General features: G+C 60.9%; 12 protein-coding genes. 6 read left to right on the plus strand and 6 right to left on the minus strand.

What is annotated here, in order from left to right; all coding sequences use genetic code 11:
* The 6 genes from ACR0B7_RS13725 (at position 1) to ACR0B7_RS13750 (ending at position 6,533) form a co-directional block, all read left to right on the plus strand.
* Positions 1-879 carry an RNA polymerase factor sigma-32 gene (locus ACR0B7_RS13725; RefSeq protein WP_170485003.1) on the plus strand — a complete coding sequence of 293 codons (879 nt, stop codon included), beginning with the start codon at positions 1-3 and terminating at the stop codon, positions 877-879.
* Positions 876-1,691 (plus strand): ChaN family lipoprotein, encoded by an 816-nt coding sequence (locus tag ACR0B7_RS13730; protein WP_170576818.1) that lies wholly within the window; start codon positions 876-878, stop codon positions 1,689-1,691. The genes ACR0B7_RS13725 and ACR0B7_RS13730 overlap by 4 nt, the downstream gene beginning before the upstream one ends.
* 63 nt (positions 1,692-1,754) lie before the next feature.
* A complete protein-coding gene (coaBC, locus tag ACR0B7_RS13735) occupies positions 1,755-2,951 on the plus strand; it encodes a bifunctional phosphopantothenoylcysteine decarboxylase/phosphopantothenate--cysteine ligase CoaBC (RefSeq protein WP_170484999.1) in 1,197 nt (398 codons plus the stop codon).
* Positions 2,952-2,966: 15 nt separating this feature from the next.
* On the plus strand, positions 2,967-3,422 hold the full coding sequence (gene dut / locus ACR0B7_RS13740; protein WP_170484996.1) for a dUTP diphosphatase: 456 nt from the start codon (positions 2,967-2,969) through the stop codon (positions 3,420-3,422).
* A complete protein-coding gene (locus ACR0B7_RS13745; protein ID WP_170484994.1) occupies positions 3,422-4,459 on the plus strand; it encodes a molybdopterin-synthase adenylyltransferase MoeB in 1,038 nt (345 codons plus the stop codon). Before dut ends, ACR0B7_RS13745 begins: the two co-directional genes overlap by 1 nt.
* 58 nt (positions 4,460-4,517) lie before the next feature.
* Positions 4,518-6,533 carry a M3 family metallopeptidase gene (locus tag ACR0B7_RS13750; RefSeq protein ID WP_170484992.1) on the plus strand — a complete coding sequence of 672 codons (2,016 nt, stop codon included), beginning with the start codon at positions 4,518-4,520 and terminating at the stop codon, positions 6,531-6,533.
* Here ACR0B7_RS13750 and ACR0B7_RS13755 read toward each other — a convergent pair whose 3' ends face one another.
* From ACR0B7_RS13755 to ACR0B7_RS13780, 6 genes are read right to left on the minus strand one after another with little or no spacing between them, the layout of a single operon-like run.
* A complete protein-coding gene (locus ACR0B7_RS13755) occupies positions 6,534-7,466 on the minus strand; it encodes a 2-hydroxyacid dehydrogenase (protein WP_170484990.1) in 933 nt (310 codons plus the stop codon). It lies immediately after the preceding gene.
* A gap of 15 nt (positions 7,467-7,481) precedes the next feature.
* The gene (rodA, locus tag ACR0B7_RS13760) at positions 7,482-8,621 is read right to left on the minus strand and encodes a rod shape-determining protein RodA (RefSeq protein ID WP_170388927.1); all 1,140 of its coding nucleotides are present in this window, start codon (positions 8,619-8,621) and stop codon (positions 7,482-7,484) included.
* Complete coding sequence (gene mrdA, locus ACR0B7_RS13765) at positions 8,618-10,567, minus strand: penicillin-binding protein 2 (RefSeq protein ID WP_170550268.1); 1,950 nt, start codon at positions 10,565-10,567, stop codon at positions 8,618-8,620. The genes rodA and mrdA overlap by 4 nt, the downstream gene beginning before the upstream one ends.
* Entirely contained in the window at positions 10,564-11,100 is a 537-nt protein-coding gene (locus tag ACR0B7_RS13770; protein ID WP_170484986.1) for a rod shape-determining protein MreD, read from the minus strand. The genes mrdA and ACR0B7_RS13770 overlap by 4 nt, the downstream gene beginning before the upstream one ends.
* Positions 11,093-11,995 carry a rod shape-determining protein MreC gene (gene mreC / locus ACR0B7_RS13775; RefSeq protein ID WP_170388930.1) on the minus strand — a complete coding sequence of 301 codons (903 nt, stop codon included), beginning with the start codon at positions 11,993-11,995 and terminating at the stop codon, positions 11,093-11,095. Before mreC ends, ACR0B7_RS13770 begins: the two co-directional genes overlap by 8 nt.
* A 56-nt stretch (positions 11,996-12,051) precedes the next feature.
* Positions 12,052-13,098, minus strand: a complete 1,047-nt coding sequence (locus ACR0B7_RS13780) for a rod shape-determining protein (RefSeq protein WP_039523195.1) — start codon at positions 13,096-13,098, stop codon at positions 12,052-12,054.
* Positions 13,099-13,129: the final 31 nt, after the last annotated feature.

Below are 13,129 nucleotides of genomic sequence, written 5' to 3' on the forward strand. Positions count from 1 at the left end.
ATGGCACTGGACAATTCAAACGATTTTTCAATGTCGCGACAGGCAATGAAGGCGGAATTGCTGGACGCGGAAACCGAATTGAAACTCGCGTATGCGTGGCGCGACCAACGTGACGAGCAAGCTCTGCATCGGTTGATCACGGCCTATATGCGGTTGGCGATTTCAATGGCGGCCAAGTTCAAGCGGTACGGCGCGCCGATGAACGACCTGATTCAGGAGGCAGGGCTGGGCCTGATGAAAGCGGCCGACAAGTTCGACCCTGATCGCGGCGTGCGCTTTTCCACCTATGCCGTGTGGTGGATCAAGGCCAGTATCCAGGACTATGTCATGCGGAACTGGTCGATGGTTCGGACGGGCTCGACCTCGTCTCAAAAATCGCTGTTTTTCAATATGCGCCGTGTTCAGGCGCGGCTGGAGAGGGAGGCCGCGACAGAAGGCATGCAACTGGATCGTCACCAGTTGCATCAGATGATTGCCGCCGAGATTGGTGTGCCGCTGCGCGACGTCGAGATGATGGAGGGACGGTTGTCCGGCTCCGATTTCTCGCTGAACGCTGTGCAGTCTGCCGATGAAGACGGGCGCGAGTGGATTGACGCGTTGGAAGACGACCGCGAACAGGCTGCCGAGACTGTCGAAAACAGCCACGATACGGAACAATTACGAGAGTGGCTGGTCACTGCGATGAAGGCGCTCAACGATCGTGAAAGGTTTATTGTGCGCGAGCGCAAGCTGCGCGAACCTGCGCGGACGCTTGAAAGTCTGGGTCAGGAACTTGGCTTGTCCAAGGAACGTGTGCGCCAGTTGGAAGCGGCGGCATTTGTGAAAATGCGCAAGAACCTTGAAGCGCAATCGCGCGAGGTGCAACACTTCATCGCATGAGACAGATTGCGATTCTGCTGTGTGCATTGGTGATTACGGTCAGTCAGGGCCGGGCCGATCAACATATTCCAGACGACGTTGCGGCCGCGATGCGGTCTGCGGACGTGGTTATTCTTGGTGAAATCCACGACAATCCCCACCACCACATGGTGCAGACCGAGGCGTTGAAGATCGTCTCGCCCTCGGCTGTGGTTTGGGAAATGGTGACCGAGGAAGGGGCGCAGCGACTTGCCCAGAAAGCGGCGTCCAACCCTGAGGAGCTGTCGCGAATCCTGCGTTGGGCCGAGTCCGGCTGGCCACCGCTGAGCATGTATTACCCCGTCTTTCAGGCAACGGATGCTCCGGTCTATGGCGCGATGGTCCCGCGTGCAGCGGCCCGCGCCGCGATGGAGCGTGGGGCCGCGACAACTTTGGGCGCAGACGCAGCCCGTTTCGGTCTGACCATCCCACTATCCGATGCCGAACAGGACGCACGCGAAGCGGACCAGCTTGCCGCGCATTGTGATGCCATTCCCGAAAGTGCGCTGCCGCAGATGGTTGCCATTCAGCGCCTGCGCGATGCCGTTCTGACCCGCTCTATCTTGCGCGCGACGGATGAAACCGGTGGTCCGGTTGCGGTGATCACGGGCAATGGTCACGCGCGCAAGGACTGGGGTATCCCGACCTTTTTGTCGCGCCTGCGTCCGGGGCTGAAGGTGTTCGTTCTGGGGCAGTCCGAGGACGGCAGCATCGAGGGGGAATTCGACGCGGTGATCGACAGCCCTTCGGTGGAACGGGAAGACCCCTGCCTTGCGTTCGAGACGCAGAATTAACCGCTGGAACTGTTCGGCGGCCTTGCCTAATGTCGGGGCCGACCGGAATGGGAAGGGCACAACATGTTGGCATCGAAACGCATTCTGCTGATCATCGGCGGAGGGATCGCGGCCTATAAATCGCTGGATCTGATCCGACGGTTGAAGGAACGCGGCGCTTCGGTGACGCCCGTTCTGACGCGCGCGGCCGAAGAATTCGTAACGCCTCTGTCAGTTTCTGCACTTGCTGGGGAAAAAGTATATCGCGATCTGTTTGACCTGACGGATGAGGCTGAGATGGGGCATATCCAGTTGTCCCGGTCGGCGGACCTGATCGTTGTTGCGCCAGCGACGGCGGATTTGATGGGAAAGATGGCGAGTGGGCTGGCCAATGATCTGGCCTCGACCCTTTTGATGGCAACCGACACGCCGGTTTTGTGCGCTCCTGCCATGAATGTGCTCATGTGGGACCACCCTGCGACGCAGCGCAATCTGCAAACCTTGAAATCTGATGGGGTCCGCTTTGTTGGCCCGAACGAAGGCGATATGGCGTGTGGGGAGTATGGCCCCGGCCGTATGTCCGAGCCATTGGAAATTGTTGCTGCAGTAGAAGCCCAGCTTGGCAATGGCCCGCTTATGGGGAAACGCATTCTTGTAACCTCTGGCCCGACGCATGAGCCGATTGATCCGGTTCGCTATATCGCCAACCGGTCTTCAGGGGCGCAGGGCACCGCCGTGGCGCGTGCGCTGGCCGCGCTGGGTGCAGAGGTGATCTTTGTGACCGGGCCTGCCGATGTACCGGCTCCGGAGGGCGTGCAGGTTGTGTCTGTGGAGACCGCCCAGCAGATGTCTGATGCCGTGGACGCCGCGCTGCCCGTGGACGCCGGAGTTTTTGCGGCTGCGGTGGCGGACTGGCGTGTTTCCAGTGCCTCGGACCGGAAGCTGAAAAAAACCCGTGACGGTCTTCCCGCACTGGAGTTTGCCGAGAACCCGGACATCCTGAAAAGGGTTGCTCAGATGACGGACGGACGCCCCGCGTTGGTTGTTGGTTTTGCCGCTGAAACGGACAACGTGGTTGAACACGCGACGGCCAAACGCAAGCGCAAAGGGTGTGATTGGATCGTTGCCAACGACGTTAGCCCGGCGACGGGGATCATGGGCGGGTCTGAAAACGCGGTCATCCTGATCTCGGATCAGGGCGCGGACGAATGGCCCCGGATGGGCAAGGACGCCGTGGCCAAGCGACTGGCCGAAAAAATCGCAGATGCCCTGAACCGCTAAGCAAAAGGAACTCAGATGGTTGCAATTCGTGTGATCCGCGAGGACGGAGCGGACCCCTCGGTGCCCTTGCCCTCATATGAATCGGCGGGGGCGGCCGGCGCGGATGTGCGGGCCAATCTGCCGGACGGTGCGTCGGTCAAGTTGCAGCCGGGCGAAAGGGCTCTGGTTCCGACGGGATTGCGGATCGAAATCCCTCAGGGGTTTGAAGTGCAGGTGCGCCCTCGGTCCGGGCTTGCGCTGAGACATGGCATTACGCTGCCAAACACGCCGGGCACGATCGACAGTGACTATCGCGGTCCTTTGGGGGTGATCGTTCTGAATGCCGGACAACAGGCGTTCGAGATCACGCACGGGGAACGCATCGCCCAACTGATCGTGGCCCCGGTGGTGCAGGCCACTTTTGAGGCTGTCGAAACGCTTAGCGACACCGCACGCGGTGCGGGCGGTTTCGGGTCAACCGGGCGCGGCTGATGCTGTTGGTGCTCATTCTGGCCGCGGGGCTGTGGGGCATCGGCTATCTGGCCGGAGTGTCCCGAACAGCGCGTCTGGCTTCGGTCGCAGTGTTGCTGTTGGGGGTCATTACAGCCCAGTTGGTGCTGCCTGACGGTCACCCCCTGCGCGAGGCAACAGGCGGTTCCGCCGCCATGTGGCTTATACTGGGTGGTTTCGCCGTTCTGGTTCTGGTTTACGGAAGGGTGCTGAAAGCGTTGCGAAACCGTGCAGCGCCCGCCGTCAAGGAGCCCGCCATGCCATCCGACCAATTCTCGGAAACTGAACTGGAACGCTATGCCCGCCATATCGTGCTGCGGGAACTGGGCGGGCCGGGTCAGAAAAAGATGAAACAGGCCCGCGTGCTGGTGATTGGTGCCGGTGGGCTGGGCGCGCCTGCGCTGCAATATCTGGCCGCCGCCGGGGTCGGGACCATCGGCGTGATCGACGATGATGAGGTCGAAAACGCCAACCTGCAACGGCAGGTGATCCATCGAGATACGGATATCGGGATGCCCAAGGTGTTCTCGGCGCAACAAGCGATGCAGGCGCAGAACCCAAACGTGACTGTGCTGCCCTATCACCGGCGGCTAACGGATGAGATCGCGGCCGATCTGTTTGCCGATTTCGATCTGATCCTTGATGGCACCGACAATTTCGACACCCGCTATCTGGCCAATCGCACCGCGGTTGCGCTGGGCAAACCGCTGATCTCGGGCGCGTTGTCTCAATGGGAAGGGCAACTCAGCGTCTTTGATCCGGCTAATGACGCCCCTTGCTATCAGTGTATCTTCCCCGAGGCTCCGGCCCCCGGTTTGGCCCCCTCTTGCGCCGAGGCTGGTGTGATCGGCCCTCTGCCCGGTGTGGTCGGCTCGATGATGGCGGTTGAGGCGATCAAGGTGATCACGGGTGCGGGGCAAGCCCTGCGCGGTGAGATGCTGATCTATGATGCGCTTTATGGGGAAAGCCGCAAGATCACCCTGTCGCGCCGCGCCGATTGCCCGATTTGCGGCAAGTGAGCGCGCGCACTGGATCATCCCACCCAGCGTTCTTAGCTTGTGCTCAAAGGAGAGTTTCATGACCAACCCGATCCTGTCCGACTGGACCACACCGTTTGAAATCGCGCCCTTCGCGGATATTTCAGACGCAGACTTTGCCCCCGCTCTGGAAGAGGCGATGACATCCCACACCGCGCAGATCGACGCGATTGCAGGCAACCCGGATGCCCCCACCTTTGCCAATACGGTCGAGGCACTTGAGACCGCGGGTGAGCAGATGGACAAGGTTCTGTCTGTTTTCTTCACAGTGGCCGGGGCCGATAGCAATCCGGCGCGTGAGGAGTTGCAGCGTGACTTCTCACCCAAGCTGGCGGCGCATTTCTCGGGCATTTCGTCGAACAAGGCGCTGTTTCAGCGGGTGGCCGATCTGTGGGCACGTAAGGATGATTTGGGACTGACGGACGAACAGGCGCGGGTGCTGATGCTGACCCATCGTGGCTTCGTGCGCGCGGGTGCGGCGCTGACCGGAGACGCGGACGCGCGGATGCAGGCGATCAAAGCACGGCTGGCCTCGCTGGGCACTGCGTTCACCCAGAACCTGCTGGCGGATGAGCGTGCGTGGTTCATGCCTCTGTCCGAGGATGATTTGGACGGTCTGCCCGATTTCGTCGTAGACGCAGCCCGCGCCGCCGGGCAGGAAAAAGGCGCAGACGGTCCGGTTGTCACCCTGTCGCGCTCGATCATTGTGCCGTTCCTGCAATTCTCGCCCCGCCGCGATCTGCGTGAGGTGGCGTATAAGGCGTGGACCGCGCGTGGTGCCAATGGCGGTGAGACTGATAACCGTAAGATCGCCGCCGAAATCCTGACCCTGCGCGAAGAACGCGCCAAGCTGCTGGGCTATGACAATTTCGCCGCCTACAAGCTGGAGACTGAGATGGCCCGCACGCCCGACAAGGTGCGCGACCTGCTGATGCAGGTGTGGGAGCCCGCCAAGGCCCGCGCGGATGCGGATGCTGAGATCCTCACACAGATGATGCAGGCGGATGGGGTCAATGGCCCTCTGGCCGCGTGGGACTGGCGCTACTATGCCGAGAAGCGCCGCAAGGCCGAGCATGATCTGGATGAGGCTGCGCTAAAGCCTTACCTGCAACTGGACCGGATGATCGAGGCCGCCTTTGCCTGTGCCAACCGCTTGTTCGGGCTGGAGTTCGCGCCTTTGGACGTGCCTCTGTACCACCCCGATTGTCGCGCGTGGGAGGTCACGCGCAACGGTCAGCATATCGCGGTGTTCATCGGGGATTACTTCGCGCGCGGGTCCAAGCGATCCGGCGCGTGGTGCAGTGCGATGCGGGGTCAGGCGAAATTCCCCAAGGTGCAGGCTCCGATCGTGATCAATGTCTGCAACTTCGCCAAGGGCGATCCGGCGTTGCTGTCCTATGATGATGCGCGGACGCTGTTTCATGAATTCGGTCATGCGCTGCATCAGATGCTGTCGGATGTGACCTATGAAAGTATCTCGGGCACATCGGTGGCGCGCGATTTCGTGGAACTGCCCAGCCAGCTTTATGAACACTGGCTGGAAGTGCCCGAGGTTCTGGCCGAGTTTGCCACTCATGCCGAAACCGGCGCGCCGATGCCGCAGGACATGCTGGATAAGGTACTGAAGGCGGCGAATTTCGATCAGGGGTTCCAGACGGTGGAATATGTCGCCTCGGCTTTGGTTGATCTGGAGTTCCACGACGGCGCGGCCCCGGCGGACCCGATGGAAAAACAGGCGCAGGTGTTGGAAGGTCTGGGGATGCCCCCGGCCATCGGGATGCGCCACGCGACGCCGCATTTCGCGCATGTGTTTGCGGGCGATGGCTATAGCTCGGGCTATTACAGCTATATGTGGTCCGAGGTCATGGACGCCGACGCCTTCGCCGCCTTTGAAGAGGCCGGAGGCGCGTTTGATCCCGAGCGTGCCAAAGCGCTGGAGGAGAACATCCTATCCGCCGGCGGCTCGCGCGAGGCCGAGGATCTGTATCTGGCCTTCCGGGGCCGGTTGCCGGGGGTCGAGGCGTTGCTGAAAGGCCGTGGCCTGATCGCTGTCTGATCAGTATCCCAGATCGCGGTTCACGATGTGCAGCAGGGCTTCTCCGGCTTCACCTCGGGCGATGTTGTCGCAAATGACTTGCGCGGCCGTGGCCGGGCGGGTTTCCGATGCGATGTGAGGTGTGACCGTCACTTTGGGGTGCGCCCAATAAGGGTGATCGGCGGGCAGGGGTTCCACTCGGAACACATCCAGCGTCGCGTGCCCGATCTGGCCGGAGTTCAGGGCCGACAACAGCGCGTCGTCGTTTATCAATGGCCCGCGGCCGGGATTAATGACCCGTGCGCCCTTTGGCAACAGGGCCAGTGTTTCGGCGTTCAGCGTGTTTGTGGTCGCAGGCGTATCCGGCAACAGCAGCACAATAATTTCGGCTTGTGACAGGGCGGTACGCAGCCCCGAGTCTCCATGCAGGCACCGTACACCCGGAATATCCTTGGCGGTGCGGCTCCAGCCCGTGACATCAAAGCCAAGCGCGGAAAGGGCGCGGGCTGCGGCCTCGCCCAACGCCCCAAGGCCCAGAATGCAGACCCGCCGCTCGGGCGCCAGTGGCGGGGCGTCCGGTGTCCATACGCCATCCTGAACAGTGATGTGCTGATCCATCCCCAGATGATAGCGAAGTACATGCCCCACCACCCATTCCGTCATGCCTTGCGTCAGGCCGTGATCTACCATCCGAGCCAGAGGAACGGTCAGGGTTTCGTTTCCCGCGATCTTTTCGACTCCAGCCCAAAGACTGAGTACCGCCTTCAGTCGCGTATATGGCGTGAAATCCAGAAGGCCGCCATTTGGGGCGTAGACGATATAATCCACCTGATCCGGCTCGATGTCGGTTGCCAGACGAAAGTTCAGACCGGCTTCGGTCAGACCCTTTGTCAACAGCGGCTGATATACCGGCCAAAGCTCGGGGCGTGCGGAAAACAGGACGTTCACGGGCATTGGTGGCCTTTCGGATCAGCGGGGGCGGTGGATATGGGCGCTTTGAACAATGCCAAAGGCCGCCATCAGAACCAGCATGGCCGATCCGCCATAGCTGACCATCGGCAGGGGCACACCCACAACCGGGGCGAGGCCCATGACCATCGACATGTTTACGGCAAAAAACAGGAAGAAGTTCAGCGCTATCCCCAGTGTCACCAACGAGGAAAACCTGTCTTTCGTCGACAGCGCCGTGACAGTGCAGAAGATCAAGATCAATCCGTAAAGGGTCAGCAGTGTGATACCGCCGACAAAGCCGAACTCCTCAGCCAGCGTGGTGAAGATGAAATCGGTGTGTTTTTCGGGCAGGAAGTTCAGCCGCGACTGCGTGCCCTGCATGAAACCGCGCCCATTCCATCCCCCAGACCCCAGGGCGATTTTCGACTGCGTGATGTGGTACCCCGCACCCAGCGGGTCAGTAGATGGGTCGAGAAAGGTGTCGATACGGCGGAACTGATAGTCTTTCAAAAGCTGCCATTCCGTTCCGCGGCTGTTGAACACAGTGGCAATCAGTCCGACACCAGCCGCGATCACCGCAGCGAAATAGGCCCAGTGGACGCCCGCCAGAAACATCAGCCCACCCCCGGCTGCCAGTAGTAGGATCGAGGTTCCAAGGTCGGGTTGGCGCAGCACCATGAATGTGGGAATCAAGATCAGTATGACGGGAATGATGACCCAAACCGGCCGAGAGGTTTTATGCGATGGCAGCCAGTCATAGTAAGACGCCAGCAGCATCACCAATGTCACTTTCATAACTTCGGATGGTTGCAGCCGCATGAAACCAAGGTCGATCCAACGCTGCGCGCCCATCCCGACGGTGCCGAACAGTTCCACGAAAACCAGCAAAGCGATCGAGCCCAGATAGGCCACAACAGACATGTTGCGCCAGAACCAGATCGGCACAAGCGCCACGATGAACATGACGGCCAGGCCAAGGCCGAACCGCTCCATCTGCGGTTCAGCCCAAGGTGTCCACGACCCACCGGCCACCGAATACAGCATCAGGAACCCGGCGCTGGCCGTGCTGATCAGCAACAGGGTCAGCGGCCAGTTCATGTACAGAAACTTGCGAAACCCTGATGGTGTGGATTTGACAGCGTATTCTAGATAGCTCATGCGCGGTCCTTTTCGGACGGACGCGCTTTGGGGCGGCGGTCGCCCTCAAGCCGTTTTTGCTGTTCCTTTATGCGGTCGCGGTCGGCGACCGGATACGCCTCAAGCGGCGGAGTGCCGTTGTACAGCGCCTGCAGCATGATATCCCGCGCAACCGGCGCGGCCGCCTTCGAGCCCCCGCCGCCGTGTTCCACGACGACGGCAACGGCGTATTTCGGATTGTCATACGGCGCAAAGCTGACGAACAGCGCGTGGTCGCGGCGTTCCCATGGCAAGTCTTCGTTGCGGATAACGCCAGCAGCGCGCTCGGCCTTGGTGATGTTGCGCACCTGGCTGGTTCCGGTTTTCCCGGCCATGCGGAAGTCATCGGCGATAATCCGGCTGCGATAGGCCGTCCCACGCCGGTCGTTCGAGACCGAGAACATCGCCTTGCGCACCTGCTCAAGGTTGTTTGGGTTCACCGCCAAAGGCTCACCCGCGCCCGAGGGTTCTTCGACCCCGTTCACCGACCGCACCAGCCGCGGCGAGACAGCGCGCCCCGTGGCGATCCGCGCCGTCATGACCGCCAGTTGCAGCGGCGACGCCAGCATGAACCCCTGACCGATCGAGGCATTCGCTGTGTCGCCCACCAGCCAGTCCTGCCCGTGCACGCGCTGTTTCCATTCCTGGTTCGGGGCGAGTCCAGCGGCAACGGCAGACATCGGTATGTCGTGTTTCACGCCCAGCCCGAATATCCGCGCCATGTCCGAGATATTGTCGATGCCGGTACGCAATGCCACGTCATAGTAGTAAACATCGCAACTGCGTTTGAGCGATGTTTCCAGATCAACGGTTCCGTGGCCGCCGCGCTTCCAGCAGTGGAATCTGCGGCTGCCGACCTTTAGGTGGCCGGGGCAATAGACGGTATTGGACGGACCGATCACCCCGGCCTCAAGCGCGGCCATTGCGGTGATCATCTTGAATGTCGAACCGGGAGGATAAGTGCCCTGCACCGTCTTGTTGGCCAGCGGGCGGTAGTTGTCCTGAGTCAGGGTCCGATAATCAGCGACCGAGATACCGCGCACGAACAGGTTCGGATCGAAACTGGGGGCAGAGCTGATGGCGCGGATATCCCCGGTCTCGCAATCAATCACCACGGCGGCGGCACTTTCCCCGGCCAAACGAGCCTGCGCGTATTGTTGCAGGTCTGCGTCCACCGAGAGTTGAAGATCGGCACCGGCCTCGCCCTCTTGCCTGTCCAATTCGCGCATCACGCGGCCCGTGGCGTTGACCTCGACCCGTTTGGCACCCGCTTTGCCGCGCAAGGTGCCTTCCTGCTTGGCTTCCAGACCGACCTTGCCGATTTGGAAACGGGGAATACGAAGAACCGGCTCGGGGTCGTCGATCTGGCTGAGGTCATAGTCGCTGACCGGGCCGACATACCCGACGACATGCGCAAAGTCCTCGTATCTTGGGTACTGGCGGGTCATGCCAACTTCGGGGGTGACACCGGGCAGGGCAGGGGCGTTGACCGCGACCTTTGAGATATCTTCCCACGTCACCTGATCCGCCAGCGTCACCGGAAGGAACGGGGCGGACCGGCGCATTTCAGTCTTGGCGCGTTCGATCTCGTCATCGGTCAATGGGATCAGATCGGACAGCTTGGAGATTACGGCATCGACATCGCCCGCGTCCTCGCGAACCATTACGATGCGGTAGGATGGCGAGTTCTGTCCGATAATCTGCCCGTTGCGGTCGTAGATCCGACCGCGTGTCGGGGGGATCAGTCGGATATTGATGCGGTTCTCTTCTGCCAGCAGGCGATATTCGTCAGCCTGATCCACCTGCATGAACCGCATTCGGGCCGCCAGCCCGCCAATGAACGCCGCCTGCAATCCGCCCAGGATCACCGCGCGACGCGGCAGGCGTTTATAGGCAAGCCCTTGTGATTTGGTCTTACGCTGTTTCATGGCCGAAGCCCCGCTGTAGCGGAATCCACCACTGAGGCGCGTCGAATGCCGAATCCGCTTTGGCTGAGCAGAACGATCAGCGGATAAACTGCAATTGTCAGAACCACTTGTATCACCATCGGCCCTAATGCTGCTTGTTGCACCGTTAGAATAGCAAGAATTATGCGGTTCAGTACAAAAACAGCCGTGATCGCAACGGCTGCGGTGGTCCATTCGGCAACGAATCCGGCGTCACGCATACTGGGCGCGGCCGAACGCAAATAGGCTGCCCCCAGAACGACAAGCGCGGCCAACAATCCGGGGGGACGCTGTAACAGCAGGTCCGCTAGCAGCATTACGACCGCGATCAAGGGGATCGGAACATATTCAGGTCGCCGTAAGACCCATGCAAAGGTCAAGGCGATCAGCAGATCCGGAAAGGGCCAGCGCCCGGGCTGTGTGTCCAGCGGCAATAGGTGCAGAAACATGACCAGAAAGGCCAGAAACAGGTATAGCGCCCGTTTGGTCCAAAGCTGCGAAACCTGCCTATCCATCGCCGACCTCTGCAGGCTCTATGGCGGCTTCGGGTCGTCTTGGGCCGACGATATCCCCAGACTCTTCGATCGGAGGCGCAGAGTGATATCGCAGCACCCGCAGAAACTCGAGCCTTTCAAAATCAGCCGACAAGCGAACCCGCAGACGCCCACCGGGGTCAGCCGTGATCTGTCCGATCAGCAGACCACCCGGGAAAACGCCGCCATCGCCCGATGTGACAACCCGGTCACCGGGACGCACCAGTTCACGGTTTTCAAGAAACTCGACCGCCGGAGAAGGTGTGTTATCCCCCGCGATCAGAGCGGTCTGGCCCGAAGGTTGAATAGTTGCGGGTATCGCGCTGGAGGCATCAGTCATCAGGATCACCCGCGCCGTATCAGGGCCAACGCCCGAGATGCGGCCAACCACGCCGATCCCGTCCATCGTGGCCCAGCCATCCATGATCCCGTCACGCTCGCCCACGTTCAGCAGAACCGACTGACGGAAGGGCGAGCCGCTATCCGCCATTACGACGCCCGTGATATAGGTCAGGCGCGGATCAAGCCGCACATTGTTGAGGTCAAGAAGCCGGGCGTTTTCCTGCTCAAGCTGCAGGGCCGCTTCTTTCCACGCGCGCATCAGGCGCAATTCGCTGCGCAATTCCTGATTTTGCTCGCTTAGCCGTTGATAGCTTTGAAAATCGCGCACAAGGTTCACGACCGCCGTGACGGGAACCATGGCCCATTCCATTGAGGGTACGACGGTGTCTACGACCTGTGCGCGGAACCGCTCGACCCGTGGGCTGTCAATGCGCCATACCAGAAAGATGCCCAGCAGACACAGAACAACGATCCCCAACAGCAGGCGGCGCAATGGAGTCGTGTATTCGTCGCGCTGTGATCGGTCCTTTGCCACAGGTTACCTTCCCGTGCTGCTCTTGCCCGAGTTTTCACCCCGAAAGGGTGCGCGCCTTAGCTTTCGTAGTCAATCGCGTGGCGCAGTTGTTTTTCGTATTCCAGCGCCTTGCCGGTGCCCAAAGCCACACAGTTCAGGCTTTCATCGGCAATCGACACGGCCAGACCCGTCTGTTCGCGCAGCGCGAGGTCCAGATCGCCCAGCAGCGCACCGCCGCCGGTCAGCATGACGCCCCGATCCACGATATCCGCGGCCAGATCGGGCGGCGTGGTTTCCAGCGCGGTCATCACCGCCTCGCAAATCTGCTGGACCGGCTCGGACAGAGCTTCGGCGACCTGCGCCTGACTGATCTCGATTTCCTTGGGCACACCGTTCAACAGGTCACGGCCCCGGATATGCATCGACTGGCCACGGCCATCGTCGGGCATCCGCGCGGTGCCAATGGTGGTCTTGATCCGTTCAGCGGTGGATTCACCGACCAGAAGGTTCTGCTGTCGGCGCAGATACGAGATGATCGCCTCATCCATGCGATCCCCACCCACGCGGACCGAGCGCGCGTAAACGATGTCGCCCAGCGACAGGACGGCAACTTCGGTGGTGCCGCCGCCAATGTCGACGACCATGTTGCCAGTCGGATCGGTGATCGGCATCCCGGCACCAATGGCGGCTGCAATCGGTTCGGCAATCAGACCGGCGCGGCGCGCGCCTGCGGACAGAACCGACTGACGGATCGCGCGTTTTTCAACAGGTGTCGCGCCATGAGGCACGCAGACAATGATCTTGGGCTTCGAGAAGGTCGAGCGTTTATGAACCTTGCGGATGAAATGCTTGATCATCTCCTCGGCGGTGTCGAAATCTGCGATGACACCTTCGCGCATGGGACGGATCGCTTCGATCGAACCCGGCGTCCGGCCCAGCATCAGCTTGGCGTCCTCACCCACGGCCAGAACTTTCTTGACGCCGTCCTTGACATGATAGGCCACAACCGAAGGTTCCGACAGGATCACACCGCGCCCTTTGACATAAACCAGCGTGTTCGCTGTCCCAAGGTCAATGGCCATGTCCGCTGTGAACAAGCCGCCCAGATTGCCAAAGATTCCCATGTGTTCACTGATCCCGTTCGTCAGAATTTCT

The sequence above is a fragment of the Ruegeria sp. BB6 genome (assembly GCF_056539385.1).